14 protein-coding genes and 3 tRNA genes are annotated in these 18154 nt (G+C 59.1%); 7 read left to right on the forward strand and 10 right to left on the reverse strand.

Features of this window, described 5'->3' with window-relative positions; translation table 11 throughout:
- Nucleotides 1-127: 127 nt before the first annotated feature.
- From AC6H1L_RS10780 to AC6H1L_RS10790, 3 genes are all read right to left on the reverse strand, one after another.
- Nucleotides 128-1039: an energy-coupling factor transporter transmembrane component T family protein gene (locus AC6H1L_RS10780; RefSeq protein WP_497601489.1), complete on the reverse strand. Its 912-nt coding sequence runs from the start codon at nucleotides 1037-1039 to the stop codon at nucleotides 128-130.
- 246 nt (nucleotides 1040-1285) lie between these two features.
- Complete coding sequence (locus AC6H1L_RS10785) at nucleotides 1286-1873, reverse strand: ECF transporter S component (protein ID WP_497597522.1); 588 nt, start codon at nucleotides 1871-1873, stop codon at nucleotides 1286-1288.
- A gap of 139 nt (nucleotides 1874-2012) precedes the next feature.
- Nucleotides 2013-3746, reverse strand: coding sequence for an ABC transporter ATP-binding protein (locus AC6H1L_RS10790; protein ID WP_497597523.1), 1734 nt, complete (start codon nucleotides 3744-3746; stop codon nucleotides 2013-2015).
- A 599-nt stretch (nucleotides 3747-4345) separates the two neighbouring features.
- Here AC6H1L_RS10790 and AC6H1L_RS10795 point away from each other — a divergent pair.
- The 4 genes from AC6H1L_RS10795 to AC6H1L_RS10810 all read left to right on the forward strand — a co-directional run bounded on the left by AC6H1L_RS10795 (nucleotide 4346) and on the right by AC6H1L_RS10810 (nucleotide 10826).
- A complete protein-coding gene (locus AC6H1L_RS10795) occupies nucleotides 4346-6463 on the forward strand; it encodes a glycoside hydrolase family 9 protein (protein WP_497597524.1) in 2118 nt (705 codons plus the stop codon).
- Nucleotides 6464-6621: 158 nt separating this feature from the next.
- Nucleotides 6622-8079: a cellulase family glycosylhydrolase gene (locus AC6H1L_RS10800; RefSeq protein ID WP_497597525.1), complete on the forward strand. Its 1458-nt coding sequence runs from the start codon at nucleotides 6622-6624 to the stop codon at nucleotides 8077-8079.
- 304 nt (nucleotides 8080-8383) lie between these two features.
- The gene (locus tag AC6H1L_RS10805) at nucleotides 8384-10276 is read left to right on the forward strand and encodes a cellulose binding domain-containing protein (RefSeq protein ID WP_497597526.1); all 1893 of its coding nucleotides are present in this window, start codon (nucleotides 8384-8386) and stop codon (nucleotides 10274-10276) included.
- 271 nt (nucleotides 10277-10547) lie between these two features.
- Entirely contained in the window at nucleotides 10548-10826 is a 279-nt protein-coding gene (locus tag AC6H1L_RS10810; protein ID WP_497597527.1) for a DNA methyltransferase, read from the forward strand.
- Here the strand turns inward: AC6H1L_RS10810 and AC6H1L_RS10815 are convergent.
- Nucleotides 10819-11112, reverse strand: coding sequence for a PDDEXK family nuclease (locus AC6H1L_RS10815; RefSeq protein WP_497597528.1), 294 nt, complete (start codon nucleotides 11110-11112; stop codon nucleotides 10819-10821). The genes AC6H1L_RS10810 and AC6H1L_RS10815 overlap by 8 nt on opposite strands.
- Before the next feature lie 142 nt (nucleotides 11113-11254).
- Between AC6H1L_RS10815 and AC6H1L_RS10820 the strand changes: the two genes are divergently transcribed.
- From AC6H1L_RS10820 to AC6H1L_RS10830, 3 genes are all read left to right on the forward strand, one after another.
- A tRNA-Met gene (locus AC6H1L_RS10820) sits at nucleotides 11255-11326 on the forward strand.
- 108 nt (nucleotides 11327-11434) lie between these two features.
- Nucleotides 11435-11506: transfer RNA gene (locus AC6H1L_RS10825), tRNA-Met, on the forward strand.
- Nucleotides 11507-11801: 295 nt separating this feature from the next.
- Nucleotides 11802-11874 (forward strand) — tRNA-Met (locus AC6H1L_RS10830).
- 418 nt (nucleotides 11875-12292) lie between these two features.
- Here AC6H1L_RS10830 and AC6H1L_RS10835 read toward each other — a convergent pair.
- From AC6H1L_RS10835 to AC6H1L_RS10860, 6 genes are all read right to left on the reverse strand, one after another.
- Nucleotides 12293-13231 (reverse strand): ribose-phosphate diphosphokinase, encoded by a 939-nt coding sequence (locus AC6H1L_RS10835; RefSeq protein ID WP_497597529.1) that lies wholly within the window; start codon nucleotides 13229-13231, stop codon nucleotides 12293-12295.
- Between the two features lie 205 nt (nucleotides 13232-13436).
- Complete coding sequence (locus AC6H1L_RS10840; protein WP_497597530.1) at nucleotides 13437-14321, reverse strand: oxamate carbamoyltransferase subunit AllH family protein; 885 nt, start codon at nucleotides 14319-14321, stop codon at nucleotides 13437-13439.
- Nucleotides 14321-14839 carry a hypothetical protein gene (locus tag AC6H1L_RS10845; protein ID WP_497597531.1) on the reverse strand — a complete coding sequence of 173 codons (519 nt, stop codon included), beginning with the start codon at nucleotides 14837-14839 and terminating at the stop codon, nucleotides 14321-14323. The genes AC6H1L_RS10840 and AC6H1L_RS10845 overlap by 1 nt, the downstream gene beginning before the upstream one ends.
- Nucleotides 14840-14926: 87 nt before the next feature.
- On the reverse strand, nucleotides 14927-16681 hold the full coding sequence (locus AC6H1L_RS10850) for a DUF2079 domain-containing protein (protein ID WP_497597532.1): 1755 nt from the start codon (nucleotides 16679-16681) through the stop codon (nucleotides 14927-14929).
- A 142-nt stretch (nucleotides 16682-16823) separates the two neighbouring features.
- Nucleotides 16824-17423, reverse strand: a complete 600-nt coding sequence (locus AC6H1L_RS10855; protein ID WP_497597533.1) for a metal-dependent hydrolase — start codon at nucleotides 17421-17423, stop codon at nucleotides 16824-16826.
- A 308-nt stretch (nucleotides 17424-17731) separates the two neighbouring features.
- On the reverse strand, nucleotides 17732-18049 hold the full coding sequence (locus AC6H1L_RS10860; RefSeq protein WP_497597534.1) for a Rieske (2Fe-2S) protein: 318 nt from the start codon (nucleotides 18047-18049) through the stop codon (nucleotides 17732-17734).
- Between the last annotated feature and the right edge of the window lie 105 nt (nucleotides 18050-18154).

Raw genomic sequence — 18154 nt, forward strand, 5'->3', positions numbered from 1 at the left:
ACGATCGCCAGCGCTTGAGGAGAACAAGCGCGGAGAGGAACGCCTGCGCGACCACGCACACGGCCAGAGAGCGAGACCAGTCCTATACCCTGCTTGCCTCTGGCCTGACTGACCTCGCCCTCAAATCTCAGTGCCAGAGGAAAGCGGGGAGGCCCTGCTCATGGAGTATGTGTAATGGGCCACTTGGATAGAAGTTGCCCAGGATATTCAGGGCCGTCACCCCTACAAAGAGCGCAATCCCCAGCACCATGAGCAGCCGATCAAGCGGACGGGCCCGCAGCTCGGCCAGCCAGGTGCGCTTGCCCAGGCCAAAGCAGCGCAGTTCCATCGCATTGACAATGTCTTCCGCCCCCACTATTGAGCCGATCACAATGGGTACGACCAGCGGAGCCATGCGGGCGATTTTGCCGAAGATGCCGCCGCGCAGCTTATCCAGCTCGAAGCCCCGCGCCCGCTGGGCATCCAGCGTCACGCTGAAATCGCGCGCCAGCGTAGGCAGAAAGCGAAAAGAGAGATCAATAGCATAGGCGAACTGGTCCGGCAGACCCATTTGCTTGAAGGCGATGCCGATCTGGCCTGGATGGGTCGTATAGGGAATAGCCACCGCCAGGAAGGCAATGCTGAAGTTGCGCAGGCCCATCGTCAGCATATAGGCGATGCTTTCAACACTGAAGACCAGTAGTTTCGGGCCAACGTAGGGAGGATGATTCAAGAATCCCAAAAACGGCAAAGAGAATAACTGATGTTGATGACTTAGATCGATGCCCTGGACAATGGCGCCGCCGGAGAGAAAATAGTTGCCGAAGACAATGATCACATTCAGGAAGATAATGAAGAGCCAGGCCCGCCTGGTCTCCGACCACTTCAGGCGCGCCAGACGATAGTAATAGGCCGTTCCCACAAAGCCGAGCAGAATCAGCCAGACATTCGAGGTCTGAGCCGCCGCCAGGCCGTAAGCCAGAAGCAACAGAAACTTAGCCCGCGGATCAAGGCGATGAACAGGTGTATCGCGCTTAATATAAGGAAACGTTATCAACATAGCGCATCTTCCTTATGCATCCTTCTGCACGCCTTGGAGCAAGAGGGAGAGACAGAGACAGAGCAGCGGCGGCAGAACAGAGGCCAGCACCCTCGCCGCGTCCGCCTAGCGTTCTGCCGCCGTTCACTTCTTCCCGCGCTCCATCAAGAACAGCGCCAACCAGACTTGTGCAGAAAGCTGGCGCCTTCGGCTTCCCTGGTCGCAGGGGGCACACTCTTTGGAGGTGACCCGGCGTAGCGCGCCGCGCTAGCGGCCGAAGCGCCCCACAGCGGCCCGGTAAGCGACCAGCAGAATAGGCAAGAGGATCAAGCCATTGATCAAATCAGAGCCAGCCGCTGGCAGCCAGTAACCGGCGACGGCAGTCGCGAAGCTGAACTTTGAAAGCCACATCTCCGTGAAGGAGGCGAAGCCGATGCCGATGATGATACCTAAAGCAGCAAAGATCTCGGCCAGCACAATAGAGCGGGTGCTGCGATAGACGCCCCAGGTCAAGTAGACCACCAGGCCGGCGATGAGGCCAATCAAGGCGTTGCCGACATCCCAGTTCCAGTAGACCCCATAGCCCGAGAGATAGTCCCCGAGCAGGTTGCCCACCCCGCCGGTAAAGAGGCCCACCCACGGCCCGAAGACAGCCCCAAAGAAGAGGGGAATGACAATAGCCGGGCGGAACGAGACGTTGCCAGCGCTAGGAAGCTGGATGACATTGGTGGCAAAACTGAAAATGCCATAGAGAGCCGCGCCGAGGGCCATATAAACAATGTGCCGGACTCCCAGGCCCCAGACCTGGCTATTGATCCCACGCTCACGCAGGCTCTCTTTCTCGGTAGTTGCCATACAGCAATGACTCCTTTCTCAAAGATGACGAATGACCACAATTCCTTGGGAGCAACAATCACCAGGAGAAGAAGCACGGGAAGAAACAAGCCAGTGGAGAAGAGCGACTAGCTCCTCTTCGCTCTGCTCACCTTCGCCGTCACGCCAGGCTGCGGCTACATTCAGCCAGCAGGTAGCGCAAGAGCGAAGTCGGGCGCAAATTACAGCTTTCCAGCAGGGACTGATCGGCCAGCACCTCTAACGGCGCCCCGTCAGCCACCAGGTGACCATCCTTGAGGAGAAGAACGCGCTGAGTATAACGCAGCGCCAGATCGAGATCATGTGTAATGAAGAGAAGAGCATCAAGCTCTGGAAGATTACGCAGATGCTCCATAAAGGAGATATAAGAGCGATAATCCTGGCCAGCCGTTGGCTCGTCGAGCAACAGGATACGGCTCTCCATCGCCAGCACAGAAGCGATACTCACCCGCTTCTGCTGCCCAAAGCTGAGCGAGAAAGGCGAGCGATCAGCAAAGCGGGCCACATCCAGGGCCTCGGCAGCGCGCTGGACAGCCCGCCTGAGCCGCTCAGGGGGGAAACGCAGATTCTCAGGGCCGAAGCTCAGCTCCTGCCGAACAGTCGGGGCGAAAAGCATGGCGCTCGGACTCTGGAAGACGTAACCGATGCGCGTCGCCAACTGAGCCACGCTCAGCTTGCGCGTATCCTCGCCGTAGAGCAAGACCGTGCCCGCCGTTGGACGCAGCAGCCCAAGAGCCTGCTTCACCAGGGTTGTCTTGCCAGCCCCATTCGGTCCAAGCAGGGCGATTGTCTCACCACGCCGTACCTCAAATGAGATACCATGCAAGATCTCCTCTGCAGCGGCCTCATAGCGATAGTGGACGTCCTGGAAGACCAGCACCGGCTCACCAGCGTTGGAGCCTGTCGCCTCTATTGCTCGCCTGGTTACGATGGGACGCACCAGACGCTCAATGACCCGGTGCCGCTCAGCCTCAGGTACACGCCGGAGCGTCGCTTCAATCGGCAGCTTGACCTGTTCCGGGTCAGCCACCTCAAGGAAGGAGGAGACATCGCCCAGGAAGACCTGCCGTCCATCCTGCATGAACAGCACCTTATCGGGGCGTAGCTTAAGGGTCTCCTCAACGCGATGCTCTACAATAATGATGGCCCGCCCTTCGGCACGCAGGCCATTGATCAGCTCCTCCAGCTCATCGATAGCTCGCGCATCCAGATTAGCAAACGGCTCATCAAAGAGAAAGATCGAAGGCTGCATTACCAGGATTCCAGCCGCCGCCACCTGCTGACGCTGTCCTCCCGAGAGCGCAAAGGTCGATTCCTGGCGGTAGGCCTCCAGACGAAGGCGCCGCAGGACCTCGTCGACACGGCGCCGGATCTCGGCGCGCTCTACATTGAGATTCTCCAGGCCAAAAGCAACCTCCTGCTCAACGGTGCTGCCAACGATCTGCTTCTCGGGGTCCTGCAGCATCGTGCCAACATAGCGCGCCCGCTCGCGCAGGCTCATACCAGCGGCAGAACGTCCCTCGATCCAGATCTCTCCTTCCAGCTCACCGCGGAACGTATGGGGGATCAGCCCATTGAGGCACTTCAGCAGCGTGCTTTTGCCACAGCCACTCGGCCCGGCAATCAGCAGCAGCTCACCATGAGCGAGCGAAAAAGAAATATCACGAATGGCATAGGGCGGCTCAGTCTCCGCCTCCACCTCGGCACCAGAGGAATCAGGGATAGCTCTTCTGGTCTTCTTCGAAGGGGGCAACTCTTCGTTGAGGGCGCGATAGCGAAAGCTCAATCCCTTGACAGCAACAGCCGGAGGTGCTTCCTGCAATGCATCTCTCGTGTTGTCGGGATGAGTAATCATTTATACGTGTTACCTGCAGCTTCCAATGGACACGAAAAAGTTTATGAACAGTGGAAGCGCTATGACCCGAATACGATTTTCTCTTTAGTATTGTACCGAGCGAGAGGGGAAGCTGTCAATGTTGTCGAGTCCTGCTGGAAGAGCCACTACAGACATACCTCAATTGTCGTAATCTCATCAATACAAGAGAACTACCTCAAGAGTGGCCAGGTCTGGCTGTCATCTCACTGACTGGCATCTGCCTTCTACCTGCTCTGGCCTTTGCCGTGGGGTCTGCCTATACTGCTTTCAGGCAGACAGTGCAGAGCACCAACCTTCCCCGGCAGAGGCAAGTGGAAGGAGCCAGCTATGGAGCGCAGGCCGGCTTGAGTCACCCAGCGCGGCGCGCTCGCCTGCAGGTGGTAGGGTTGCGCGCTGGCGATTCGCGCGCGTTGTGGTGATCCGCCTGTCTGTCTTCGCCGTTAGTTGAAGTTCGCCGGTCAGCAAGTAGACAAACAGCCAACAAGCGGAAGGCAGCGCGCTGATAGTCCAGGATAGGACAGGACACGAACGAGCGAGTCAAGGATGATACCCTGGAGAGTTTTGAAAGGAGTCAGACCGTGTCTACCCGCATCTCGCGGCGCGAGCTGCTACGGCAATCGCGCAACCTGCTAGTAGCGCTGCCGCTAGGTTCTCTGGGAGCAGCGCTGGCAGGCGCTGAAAGCAGCCTTGGAGCGAGCGCGGCTCCCACCCCTCAATATAACCTGGCCGCAGCCTTGCAGATGTCGATCTACTTCTACGACGCCCAGAAATCCGGGCCGGGCGTCACCGGTGGCCTCTTACCCTGGCGCGGTGACTGCGACCTCTCCGACACCGCTGTCCCTCTGCAGCCCAAGAACAGCAATAACGTAGGGACCAACATGTCGGCCTCCTTCATCGCAGCTCACCGGCAAGTGCTTGACCCGGCAGGTAAAGGCACAGTTGACGTCAGCGGCGGCTTCCATGACGCCGGTGACCATGTCAAATTTGGCCTGCCTCAAGCGTATGCCATTTCTACCCTGGGCTGGGGCTTTTACGAATTCCGTCAAGCCTTCGTCTCCACCGGGCAGGATGCCCATATGATGGCCATCCTGCGCTGGGGCTGCGACTACCTGCTACGCTGCACCTTCCGCGACAGCAGCGGCAACGTCGTGGCTTTCTGCTACCAGGTTGGCGAAGGCTCTATTGATCATACCGTCTGGGCGCCGCCCGAGGTTGAGAACCTGGCCCGTCCGGCCTACTTCGCTACCTCCGAGACGCCGGCGAGCGACATGTGTGGGCAGGCCGCCGCCGCACTGGCCATTATGTATCTCAATAGCCAGAGCAGCGACCCCACCTACGCCGCCAAGTGCCTGGACTATGCCAAAGCCCTCTATCGCTTCGCCGTTGCCAATCGCGGCCTCGGCTACTCCGGTGGCTTCTACAACTCTAGCGGCGATAGCGATGACCTGGCCTGGGCCGCTATCTGGCTCTACATCGCCACCGGCCAGCAATCCTATCTGAACGACATTATCGCCACCGACTCCAGCGGCCACTATACCGGCTATCTCAAGGCCATCATGAACAGCACTCAGGACAACTGGCAGAATACCTGGGTGCACTGCTGGGACTCCGTCTGGGGGGGCATGTTCTTGAAGCTCGCTCCGATTACCAACGATCCCAAGCACTGGTACATCGCCCGCTGGAACCTGGAATACTGGTCCAATGTCCCCCATCAGGACCCCAACGATAAGAATTTCTTGAAGCCGACGCCCGGCGGCTTCATGGTGATCAACACCTGGGGCTCCTGCCGCTACAACGCCGCTGCCCAGCTCTGCGCTCTGGTTTATCGCAAGTATACTGGTGACTCACGCTTCTCAGATTGGGCCTTGGGGCAGATGAACTATATTCTAGGCAGCAATCCGATGAACCGTTGCTACATGGTGGGCTTCGCTTCCAACTCGGCTAAGCATCCCCATCATCGCGCGGCTCACGGCTCCTTCACGAATAGTATGTCTGATCCCCCCAACCATCGCCATACGCTGTGGGGTGGCCTGGTTGGCGGCCCAGATACCAGCGACTATCACGATGACGCCACTAACGACTTTGTCTACAACGAGGTGGCGGTCGACTACAGCGCGGCCTTCGTTGGCGCGCTGGCGGGCCTCTATTACTACTACGGCTCCGGTCAACAGCCCAACCCCAACTTTTCTACGGCTGAAACGCCCGTCAATCCTTTCTTCGTCGAAGCGCTGGTCAACCAGGACAGCAACCAGAGCACGCAGATCACGCTGACGCTCCATAGCGACACCACTCAGCCGCCGCAGTTTGTTACCGGGTTGAAGGTGCGCTACTTCTTCAACATCAGCGAGTTGCTGGCCGTTGGTCAGTCGATCAATGCGGTCTCAGTGGCCATCTACTACGACCAGAACCAGTACCTGCCCAACGGTGGCCCGGTCGCCGTACGCGGCCCTTACGCCTGGGGCAACTCTAACACGGTCTACTACTACGAATTCGACTGGTCGGCTTACCCGCTGTGGTATACGCGCGACCTCGAATTCGCCCTGATTGTGGCCATCGGCAGTGACTACAAGTACCACTGGGACTCATCGAACGACTGGAGTCGCCAGGGCCTGACGTCAACGAAGGCTGTGACTCAGTATATTCCCGTCTACCGCAACGGCACGCTGGTCTTTGGGCAGGAGCCGCCGAAGTCGTGACCTCAGCGGCGGCTCCTGGCCCCAATAGGGGGAGAAGCCAGGGAGCGAGTGAGTGAGTGAGTGAGACAGAGCTAATTCGCTAGTAGGCAATGGCAGCAGGGACCGATGGGCCTGCTCTCAGGGACGAGATAGTCGCGACAGACGAGGAGGGAACACTCGTGAAGAAAGCCCTGTCCTGCAGCTTGCCGGCGCTCTTCGCCTTGCTGGCACTGGCGCTGGCGGGCTTGATCTGGTACGCGCCCCGCCATGCGCAACGTGCTCAGGCCGCTGTCTCCTATAGCGGCCTGCATGTCGTGGGCAACCAATTGCTCAATGGCGCCGGTCAGCCGGTCCGCCCGCTAGGGGTGGATCGCTCGGGCACCGAGTATATGTGCGATGCCGCCGGCGACACTACCGTCTTCGATGGGCCTAGCGACGCCGCCTCGGTAGCCGCGATGATGAGCTGGCACATTAATGCCGTCCGCCTTCCTCTGAATGAGGATTGCTGGCTCGGCATCAATGGCTACCCCGCCGCTCAGTACACCGCGGCTCAGTATCGGCAGGCCATCATCGATTATGTCAACCTGCTGACCTCCAATAACTTGATCACGATCCTCGATCTGCACTGGAGCGCCCCCGGCACCCAGCAGGCGAATAAGCAGCTCGCTATGCCTGACCTGGATCACGCGCCGGCTTTCTGGACCTCGGTGGCCAATACATTCAAGAATAATTCATCGGTAATCTTCGATCTCTACAACGAGCCTTTCACCACGAGCTGGGATTGTTGGCTCAACGGCAGCACAGCGGCTAATGCCAGCCCATGCACTGATGTGCCCTTCGCTGTGGCTGGCATGCAGACGCTGGTGAACGCTGTGCGCGCCACCGGGGCCACCAATGTCATCATGCTCGGCGGCCTGGCCTACGCCAACGACTTGTCGGGCTGGCTCTCCCACAAGCCGAACGACCCCTTGAATAACCTGGCCGCCTCTTTCCATCTCTACAATTTCAATACATGTAACTACGTCAATTGCTGGGTTCTGACGGTAGCGCCCGTAGCGGCTCAGGTGCCGGTGATCGCCGGGGAGATCGGTGAGAACGACTGTGCCCACGGCTTCATCGACATGGCGATGGCCTGGATGGACCAGAACAACATTGGCTATCTGGCCTGGGCCTGGGATACGTACAACTGCTGGAGCTTCCCGTCTCTGATCACCGACTACAACGGCACACCGACCCCTTACGGGCAAGGCCTGCTGAACCATCTGACGGACCTGGCCAACGGCGTCACTCCGACGCCGACGCCCACGCCCGTGCCCGGGCACTACTGCGCCGTCCACTATAGCGCCAGCTACTGGACGGGTGGCATGACCGCCAACATCACGATCACCAACATCAGCAACGCCGCGATTGTCGGCTGGACGCTGGTCTTTACCTTCCCAGGCGATCAGCAAGTAACGGCGGGCTGGAACGCCACCTGGAGTCAGCAGGGCCAGCAAGTGACGGCCCGCGACGTAGGCTACAACGATGTCATCGCTGCCGGAGGTTCTGTCTCGATCGGCTTCAATGGCACCTGGACAAGCAACCACACCGATCCGACGGTCTTCACCCTTAACGGCGTGACCTGCAACACGGTCTAGCCAAGGTCCGGTCTGGCTTAGGCAGCGGCGACAACGAATGCAGCCGTACCGTACCTGACCTGACTAGCGCGTGACAAGCAGAGCTGAGCCGGGCCTGCTCAGCCTGCCCTGCCAGCAGCCAGCAGCGGTACAGGCCACCAGCCTGCTCGGTAGGTAGGATGGGAGCGCCAAGGTACCGCAAGGCCTGGCTCAGCTCGCGGCTTGTTCACATACATCTCTTAGCCACCTACCCAGGGCAGAGATCATACCCAACCCAACAAACCAAACAACACAGGAGAGTCCTCAGGAGAAAGGAACACAGGCTATGCTCAGGAAACAGCTCAAGAACCTGTGCGCTGGCCTGGCGCTCATGGCACTCATCAGCGCCTTGACGCTCAGCCTTATTGTTCAAGGGCGCCCGGCCTATGCGGCTTCAAGCGTGACCATCAATGGCGCCACAACCTATCAGACGATTGATGGCTTTGGTGTCTCTGAGGCCTTCGGGCAGGCCAATGCCATCATTAACGCTGGCTCCACGCTTGAGAAACAGATGCTGGACCTGCTTTTCAGTCCGACAACGGGGGCCGGGCTGACCATTCTGCGCAACTTGATCCCCTCCGATAGCAGCCATACTATTGAGCCGAATAGCCCTGGCAGCCCGACAGCCACACCGCAGTACGTGCCCATCGGGACCGATTGGGGCCAGTTGCCTCTGACCCAGCAAGTCATTCAGAACTATGGCGTGACCCGCATCTATGCCGACGCCTGGAGCGCCCCAGGTTTCATGAAGACCAACGGCTCTGAAAGCAATGGTGGCACGCTGTGCGGTGCTCCTGGCGCTACCTGCAGCTCGGGCGACTGGCGTCAGGCCTACGCTAACTACCTGGTGCAGTACATTAAGGATTATCAGGCGGCGGGTGTGACCATCACCGATGTTGGCTTTGTCAATGAGCCGAATTTGACCACCTCGTACTCTAGCATGGTGATGAACCCGACGCAGACCGCCGACTTTGCCAAGATTCTGGGGCCAACCCTGGCCAATGCCGGTCTGTCAACCCGCATCGTCTGCTGCGATGCCGAAGGGTGGGACCTGGCTCCCAGCTATACCAGCGCGATCGTCAATGATCCAGTGGCCAACTCTTATGTCAGCATCATCTCTAGCCACGGCTATACTGCTGCGCCAACCTCGCCGCTGAATTCGAACGGTAAGCCAGTCTGGGAGACCGAGTGGTCAACGTTCGATAGCTTTGATGCGGCCTGGGATGATGGCAGCGATGCCTCTGGCCTGACCTGGGCCCAGCATATCCATGTCGGGCTAACCTCGGCTAACCTGAGCGCTTTCTTCTACTGGTGGGGCGTGGCCAGCACCTCGGTTTCGACCGACAATCAGGGCCTGATCCAGCTCAACGGTTCGACCATCACGCCGTCGAAGCGCCTCTGGGCCTTCGCCAACTACAGCCGCTTTATCCGGCCCGGCGCAGTGCGCATTGGAGCCAGCAGCTCCGATAGCAATCTGTTGGTCTCCGCCTATCGCAACACCAACGGCACGCTGGCCATCGTGGTCATCAATTTGGCGAGCAGCAATACAGCGGCGACCTTCTCGCTGCAGAATACCAACGTGGCTAACGGGGCGACCGTAACCCCCTATCTGACAAACAACAATAACAACACAGCGGCTCAGGCTACGCTGACGGTGAGTGGCGGCTCCTTCAGCGCGACCGTGCCCGCGCGCTCGCTGGTGACCTATGTTATTCCGGTTGGCACTGGAGGCGGTACGCCGGCCCCGACGCCAACACCGTCGCCGACCCCGGCTCCCAGCCCAACAGCCACGCCAACACCCTCGCCGGCTCCTACTAGCACGCCTTCACCCACGCCTACACCGTCGCCGGGAGCTTCTTGCCAGGTTCACTATAGCATCGTCAGCCAGTGGCCGGGTGGCTTCCAGGGGAGCATCACCATCACAAATACTGGGAGCAGTCCTATTAACGGCTGGACCTTGCGTTTCAGCTTCACAGCCGGTCAGCAGATTACCCAGCTCTGGAACGGGAGCTACACGCAGCAGGGGGCCCAGGTGACGATCACGAACGCCTCCTACAATGCTCAGATCCCGGCAGGCGCTACTCTGGGGGCCTCGCCTGGCTTCCTGGCCACGTGGAACGGGAGTAATCCCGCGCCGACCTCGTTCACCTTGAACGGCGCGACTTGTAGCGTTGTCTAGCCCTCTTGCAGGCATTCCATCTGAGGAAAGGAGGCAAGTAAGCACCACTGAGCGAAGCCAGCGGTGTCCGTCGGAGTCAGCCCGCTGACTTGTACGGACCGAGAGAATAAGGCGGGCAGAGCATGCCCGGCGGGCACCTGCTTTACGCTACACATCTTCTCTGCTGAAAACGTGAGGCCTTTTCTCGTGAAGAGGCACCGGACAGGTCCCTGCCTGATCTGCCCGGTGCCTCCTCCTTTCGAAAGCAGCCCAGCTCGCCACGAACAAGGTCTTGACAGATGAGTGGGTGCTTGACCCCTATTGCGGCGCTGGCTCGTCGCTCATCGCAGGCATCAGGCACGGTCGGCGTGTGGCGGGCTGCGATAAGGAGGAAACCTATATCAAGATCACACGCGAGCGCATCCGGGCTTTTTTCGAAGGGCGCCTGCCACTCAGACCTCTGGGGCGTGACCTCTACCAGCCAACCGGCAAGGTCGCCCGCGTTCCCATAGAATGGGAACAGGGAGCCATTCCTCACGCCTATGGAAATGCCAGGGCAGAGCTTACATAAGCGCTCTGCCATCGGTTCCTTTCGCAATGCGCGGCACCGACCTGCTCACCGCATCCTGCTCAATGGCAATGATCCAGAGCACACCCTTCGCTATTAAAGTACCAAGAGCTTCCCAGAGCGGGAAATAAGACTTGCCACCTTCCCTCCGCCGTTTCCCCGCTTCATCGTAGAGGATGAAAGCGCCTGAGCCTGGCGGCCATTGAATCGAAGTGATGGCCTGGAGCACATCGTCTCGAATAGCCTGCCATAGCTGGTCTGATGAAAAGCTGCCTTTGTCTATAAGCATCTTCGATCGCACGATCTTCATCCTACTCTGATAGACGAAGCCAGCCGGCTCACATCAAAAGAGAGCACGAGCCGGTTCCGGCTGCTGCCCTGACAGCCCCCCTTGACACCGTTTCAATCTTGTAGTATCATGAAAACGCCGACGCGGGGTGGAGCAGCGGTAGCTCGTTGGGCTCATAACCCAAAGGTCGCAGGTTCGAATCCTGCCCCCGCAATCCAGTCAGCCATTCTCTGCCTCTCTCCTTCTGAAGCGCAGGTACGGCTGACTGATTGGTTAAAACTCGTCACCTTCAGCACTGTGCCTTTTTAATCACTACCAACGACGCGGGGTGGAGCAGCGGTAGCTCGTTGGGCTCATAACCCAAAGGTCGCAGGTTCGAATCCTGCCCCCGCAATGCTTCTCTTGCCTCCGTTAAGGCACGCTCTAGTGATAACGTCTACTTCGCCTCACTCGTGTCTACGGGTGAGGCTTTTTCTCCCCCTTTGCCTCGCTCGCTCTCAGCCTCACCCCACCGCCTGGGATTTCTCTCAAAAGCTGGCCCTCTCCCTCTTGACAGAATGTGATAAGATAAAGTCGAAATCACCAGTGAGGCAGCCCTGCTAACCGGAGCGAGAGCCTCCGGCAAGGTGGTAGCTCCCCCCAGGAGTACCCCCACCGCGTGTAGCAGTGGCGTCGCCCGCAGCCAGTCTGGCGGCGTAGCTCAGTTGGTAGAGCAGGGGACTCATAAGCCCTGGGTCGTAGGTTCGAGTCCTACCGCCGCTACTCAACGTTCACCGCTCCTTGGGTCTCTGGCTGCTCGCGCAGGAGTCGCGTAGCAGCCAGATAAGTCAAACCCAATCCCCAAAAAGAAGCAGGGAGATAGACCTTAAAAGAAAAGTCGGTCTATCTTTCTTTTTTTTGATCTTGCGAGGAAACGGGAAGCGGACGCAAGACCGCTGTCACGTGCAGGCCTCTTAGCCGTGGCTGGCCGTTATCTGCCCTCAGCCAGCTTTGCCCCGCTCTCACCTCTCTCGCGGCAGCCCTCCCCTGCAACTCTGCCGCCTCAGCCACAGGGGAGGCCTCTCTGTCCTACAGTTACCAGCCTTAGTTATGAGAAGACAGCCTGCCGCTTTATCGACGCGCTAGCACCTGCCTGGCCTGCGAGTGTGAGCAGCAAGAAAGGCGTTTTAGCTCCACCTGACTACTGAAACAGCTCCGTCACCGAGCGGTTCTCATGGATACGGCTGATCGCCCCAGCGAACAGCTCCGCGACCGACAAGATCGTCATATTGGGCAAGCGCTTTTCCTCCGGCAAGGGGATCGTATCCGTCACGACGATCTCCTTGATCTCGGCTTCACGTAGCCGGTCAATAGCCGGACCAGAGAAGACGCCATGTGAGGCACAGCAATAGACCTCGCGCGCTCCATGCTCACGCACAACGCGCACCGCCTGCGTGATCGAGCTGGCTGTGTCGATCTCCTCATCGACAATCAGGGCATCGCGTCCCTCCACATTGCCGATCACATTCTTGGCCTCTGTCACGCCATCGTTGCCCAGACGGCGCTTTTCGACAATGGCCAGGGGGGCATTCAGGCGATCAGCAAGCTGACGAGCCTTTTTGGCGAACCCTTCGTCGGCAGAGACCACGGTGAAATTCTCCAGCCCCTTTGCACGAAAATAGCGTGCCTGCAGAGTCTGGGCCGTCAGCTCATCAACCGGGATATTAAAGAAGCCTTGAATCTGACCGGCATGCAGGTCCATTGTCAGCACGCGATGGGCCCCTGCTACCGTGATGCAATCAGCCAGCAGCCTGGCAGTGATGGGGACTCGCGGCTGATCCTTCTTATCGGTGCGGCCATAGGCATAGTAGGGAATCACCGCCGTGATGCGCTGGGCCGAGGCCCGCTTGAGCGCATCGATCATGATCAGCAGTTCCATGATCGAGCGATTGACTGGCGAGCTGAAGGGCTGGATGACGAAAACGTCGTGGCCACGAACGTTCTCGTTGATTTTGACAAAAATGTTTTCATTACTAAACTGGAAGACCTCGGCCTTTCCCAGCTCTATCCCCAGGTGACGGCAGATGGCAGCAGCCAGCGCGGGATTGGCGTTACCTGTGAAAACACTGAGCTTGTTCATAGTACCTCCGGCCTGCCTGCGCCCAGTATAGCACAAGGCCACGTCCATGTAAACTATGGATGACTTAAAAAGGACCTGCTCTGATTCTATCGAGAAATAATGGTGCTACATGCTCGGAGAAAGCAAGTCGGCAGGATAAGATAAGACAAGAGCGGGAGCAAAGCGGACTGATCAATCGCCGCTCGCTCAGGCGCGGCGCCTGATCCTAGGGCTGGAGCGACAGAGAGGCCAGACCCAACACCAGGCCACATAAGAGATCATAGCCCGAACTTGCCCCCAGGGCAAGCACAGCCTGCGCCTGCGCAAGCAAGCGCGCCTCATTCTCCTCAGCCAGGCTCTCCAGCAGTTCGAGCAGAGGAAGAGCGAAGTAACCCCGTCCAGCCCAGGTCAGCCAGGTTCGGCTCAACAGATGCGTTCGCGGAGCCGCCGCGGTTACGAGTCGCGCGCAAACCGCCAGAAAATCCGCTGCAGGGCCGCGAAGCCACCAGCCAGCCGCCAGCCAGCCAACCAGCAGATCATCGCCCGCGGGAGTCAGGCCCGGCCCACATCCGGCGAGCCGCTCGGCCAGCGCGGCTGGTTCCGTGGGCAACTGGTGCTTACCCTCCAGCGCTGCTCTCATGAGCAGCAGCAGAGGGTGGCCCTGCTGTTCATAGCTCCTTACCAGCGCCGGAGCCAGGAGCATGCTGCGCAGGCGCTCCCGATTGCGCTCTACCGTCACCGGCTCAAGCCGCGGCGGACGCCTGAGCTGCGCACGCCAACGCGGGCAACTGCTCAGGTCCACAGTCCACTGAAGATCTTCTATATGCAAACGCCAGGCCCCGATCAGCACCGGCATACCGGGCCGCAGAGCACTGAAAGGAAAGGCCCCCCGTGAGGCGCTTAGGCGCAGGCCATTGGGCAGCGCTACGCCATCATGTGCGTTCAACGACAGAACGAAGTCGTTCGGGAAGAGCAGGTTAGCTGCCGCCGAAAAGACACTATGTACTTCTCCACGCTGCACCTCGCCGGCTATGACCTCCGTGATCGCCTCGCTGTAGGCCAGCGCCGAGCAGATGGGAGCCGCCAGAGACGGAGAAGCCTGGCCCTCCACTATTCCGCCGTCTCCTTCGGCGTCGAGATCAGCAGGCGCAAGAAACTGGTGATAGCCAGGAAGATCAGGGCATAGACGGCCATCGCGATCAGGGTCGGCCACTCAAAGGCCCAGTTATGCAGCGATGGAGTTTTGACAATGCCATTGAAGGGCAGCAGAATGATCCCTGTCAGGGCGTAGAGCAGACCGGCAAAGGCATTGTTGGGGTCAGCAGCGATGAGGCGGAAAATAAAGCGGAGCAGCAAGGCCACCTCCAACACCGCCAGGAACCACAAGAGGAAGTCCTTAAACTTGCCAATAGCAAAGACCAGCGTGCGCGCCTCGTTCTCTTGCCTGGCCATCTCCAGCTCTGCCATCTGAAGCGGTGACACCGCCGACGCTGGCGCTGGCATCGGCTCCTGATGAGGCGGGGGGGCCTGCTTCGGTTGCAGCTCCTCCATCGGAGGTAACGCGCCCGGTGGCGGCACTCTGCCTGGTTCAACACTGGTCGGATCACTATAAAATGGGTCCCCGTGCATAGCACCTCTCCTCTGTTCGTCAACTGTCCACAGGAACGAATAAAGCAGAGAGTCTCACCTGCAAGGATTATAACATACTATGGCCTACTATGAACTATTGCGTTTGAGTAAAACGACACCCTCGGCGCGCGCAATCAGACGAAATTGCCCGGAGGCCGTCAAGCGATTGAGAATCTCAATCGTACTGGCACGATCCTCGGGAAAGACAGCATTGAGATCAACAATGATGTAGTCTACAGTATATTGCTTGCCATCAATCGTGCCCGTAAAGGAGGGAAAGACGGCCAGACGCTGCCGCTCACTGAGATGCGGATTAAGGTTATCTCCCGCCGAGACCGAGGCATCAGGCGGAATCATCGCCAAGAGCTGCTCTATGTGCTGCTCGCGTGAGCCAGGCTCGTGATCCGCCCAGAAACTATTGAGGATCGACGCCTCGGCGACATAATTGACGACTATGAGCAGTAGAATCCACAGAATGATACAGCCTTGCAGACGGGGCAGGCTGATCTGCCGGGCCAACGGGATCATTCGCGCACAGAAGCGCTGCCACTGTCTGCACCACCAGGCCGGTCTGAGCAGGCGCAGCGCCCATTTGCGGAGACGCCAGTAGCAGTTGTCCCCCCAGGCTCGCAAGGCCTGACGGCGGGCCTCCGGCAGCCGCTCCATTAAGCGCACCAGCCAGAGGCGTCCGCCAGGCGTGGCGCTCGCGCGGGCGCCTGTTTCCCCCTGCGCGCTTTCCTTGCCCCGCTCTGGTACCATCAGCTCCAGCGGCGGGAGCGGTTCCCCGCGCCAGCTTGCCCAGAGCCCGAGAAAGCGCCGCAGGCCGATGATGCCTGCGATCGCCACGAAGGGAATGATCGCGGCATTGTAGTGGTAGACGCCGCTATACAAGGCAGGATTGGTATTGAGAATATTCACCGCCAGACTGGGCAGTGTTGGAATCAGCCACTCGGGCGCGAGCAGGGCAAGAAAGCCGGTGTTTCTGACAAGGCTGGCTAAATAGTAGAAGCGCTCAATCGTTAAGAAAGTGGTAAAGAGCAGCCAGGGATGCAGCAGCAAATTGACGATGGCCGCCCCTGGAGAACTGCCGAGCGTCTCGTAGCGATACCAAAAGTTGTTTGCCTGCTGGCCTGGGAAAAAGTGGGGGATGATCACGCCAAAGGCCAGAGCCGACCAGAGAAAGCCGCCTATGAAGAGCGTCAGCCCCAGGCGCGGCAGGCGATAGCGCCAGATCATCAGCAGGCCCAGTAGACCGATCGCCAGCGGTACATCCTCTTTACAGGAGGCCGCCAGGAAACAGCAGAGCACCAAGAGCACATAGCGGCGGTAGGTGAGGGCCAGCAAGGCATAGAGGAGCAAAGGCGTAGCCAGACTGACTGCATGGAAATCGAAAATATTGAGGCCCAGCAGATCCGGCGCCAGCAAATAGGCTACCACACAGAGAACGGCCAGGAGCGGCCAGCGCGGCAAATAATAGCGCGCCAGCAGAAAGATGGGGAAGCTCCCCAAGGCCAGCACCAGCGTTTGAAAGACCAGCAGGGTGCGCGGGTCTGAGCGGATCAGGTAGAGGAGAGCGAGCAGCAATAAGATGGGTTCGAAGTGGACACCCAGACGGGTGGGAGGGCCATACCAGTCGATCGCCTGGTTGGTGAACTGGAAAGGCCGGCCATGCAGTGTATTCCAGATGGCCTGATCATAGTTACCGAGATCGAAGGCCGTCGCTTTGAAGGTATCATAGCGGAGCACGGCCTGATGACTCATCTCCAGGAAATAGATCAGCGTTGCCAGGACGACCAGCCCCCAGGCCAGCCATGTTTGTGCACGCAGACTAAACAGCTTCATGGCCTCTTTTCGCCGCTCTTTCTCTCTACTACTGCTCATCCCCACACTCTTCCTCATCTCCTTCGCTTGACTCCGGCTTAGCGCGCTTTATCCCTGTTCCCTTCCTTCTCTGCGCTCCCCCTCCCTCCCTCACCCCATCCTGTTATATATAAATGACATTCTGCCAGATTCCGATGCCTACCAGGATAATAAAGGACCAGACAATGACATGCTCGGGCCATGTACCGGTCCGAAAGCGCCAGTCTGGGTTAGGCGGGAAGCCAAAGCGCTTTGGATTAGGCCAGAGCAAGGGGACACCGCCCTCAGTGAGGGCATCGCAGAGAATGTGAACAATGCAGCCAAAGAGGACAGCGAAGAAGATCATGTGGGTGGCGCTCATAAGACTGGCCGGCGCGCTTAGACCACGCATGGCCAACAAGGAAAGCACGAGCTGCTGAGCCCCTAAAGCGAGCAGCGAGCCGAGGAGCAGGCCAAGAAGGCTGTGGAAAAGAGTACGATGGCCCGCTATGCGCTGGATCTCACGGCTGATCCAGCCGAATTTGCGTCCAAGCGTGCTGTGCGCATTGTCGATGTCGGGCAGCAGCGAGCCAAAGCCGACGGCTACATAGTAGATCGCCTTGGCCACGACCAGCTTGAGCGGTACACTGGGAGCGAGGGTAATCGGGGGACCGCTCAGATGAACCAGACTATCCAGAACAACACCTGCTGTGAGGCCAATGAGAAGATGCGACCTGCCTACCATAACAGCGTTTCTCCATCCGCAGTGAAGATTAGGCTTCTTCCCTGAATGAGGGTTTCACGCGGCTATTGTAGGGGGTCCGCGACGCCTGCGCAAGAGGATTGCCGCGCAAGATTGGCAAAGAATAGAGAGCGACGCGTCTCTTGGAAGGCGGATACTGCAACCTAGACGCCTGATCTTTGCGCAGCAGGCCATGCCGTGCCAGGCCGGCTAAAAGGCTGCTCGGAGGCGCTCGACAGGCAAGGAGAGAGAGCCGCCAGCTTGGGTCACTGCCTGGTCTGGACCAGCATAGACCGGGCGGGAAGCGCCCTTCACTCAGGGGGAAGTGCGACTTTAATCAGCCCATCTTCAACGCGCACAGGATAAAGCACCAGGTCCTGACGGGCAGGGCCACGCAGGACTTTGCCGCTACGGAGGTCGAACTGCGCGCCGTGGACAGGACAGGTGAGTACGCTGCCCTCTAGCTCTCCCTCGTAGAGGCGCCCCCCAATATGGGTACACTCACCATTGCAGGCATAGACCACGCCTTCGATCTTCGCCAGGCAGACTGGCTCACCGTCAATCTCCACTCCCAGCAGCTTTCCCTCCTCTAGCTCATCCCAGCGGGCAACGGCCACAAAATCAGTCATGGCAGTCTCCTCACCTCATCAGCGTTGCGCTTGCTGGCAGTGAGCGACCCCTACGCCGCAACTCAGGCGGTGCTCAACAAGCAGACGGGCGGCCCAGCCTGCAGC

Source organism: Thermogemmatispora argillosa, assembly GCF_059696725.1.

Bases quoted from the DNA above. Each gene is read 5' to 3' on its own strand.
- AC6H1L_RS10780 (WP_497601489.1), bottom strand. From the start codon at position 1,039: ATGTTGATAACGTTTCCTTATATTAAGCGCGATACACCTGTTCATCGC.
- AC6H1L_RS10785 (WP_497597522.1), bottom strand. From the start codon at position 1,873: ATGGCAACTACCGAGAAAGAGAGCCTGCGTGAGCGTGGGATCAATAGC.
- AC6H1L_RS10790 (WP_497597523.1), bottom strand. From the start codon at position 3,746: ATGATTACTCATCCCGACAACACGAGAGATGCATTGCAGGAAGCACCT.
- AC6H1L_RS10805 (WP_497597526.1), top strand. From the start codon at position 8,384: ATGCTCAGGAAACAGCTCAAGAACCTGTGCGCTGGCCTGGCGCTCATG.
- AC6H1L_RS10815 (WP_497597528.1), bottom strand. From the start codon at position 11,112: ATGCTTATAGACAAAGGCAGCTTTTCATCAGACCAGCTATGGCAGGCT.
- AC6H1L_RS10835 (WP_497597529.1), bottom strand. From the start codon at position 13,231: ATGAACAAGCTCAGTGTTTTCACAGGTAACGCCAATCCCGCGCTGGCT.
- AC6H1L_RS10845 (WP_497597531.1), bottom strand. From the start codon at position 14,839: ATGCACGGGGACCCATTTTATAGTGATCCGACCAGTGTTGAACCAGGC.
- AC6H1L_RS10850 (WP_497597532.1), bottom strand. From the start codon at position 16,681: ATGAAGCTGTTTAGTCTGCGTGCACAAACATGGCTGGCCTGGGGGCTG.
- AC6H1L_RS10855 (WP_497597533.1), bottom strand. From the start codon at position 17,423: ATGGTAGGCAGGTCGCATCTTCTCATTGGCCTCACAGCAGGTGTTGTT.
- AC6H1L_RS10860 (WP_497597534.1), bottom strand. From the start codon at position 18,049: ATGACTGATTTTGTGGCCGTTGCCCGCTGGGATGAGCTAGAGGAGGGA.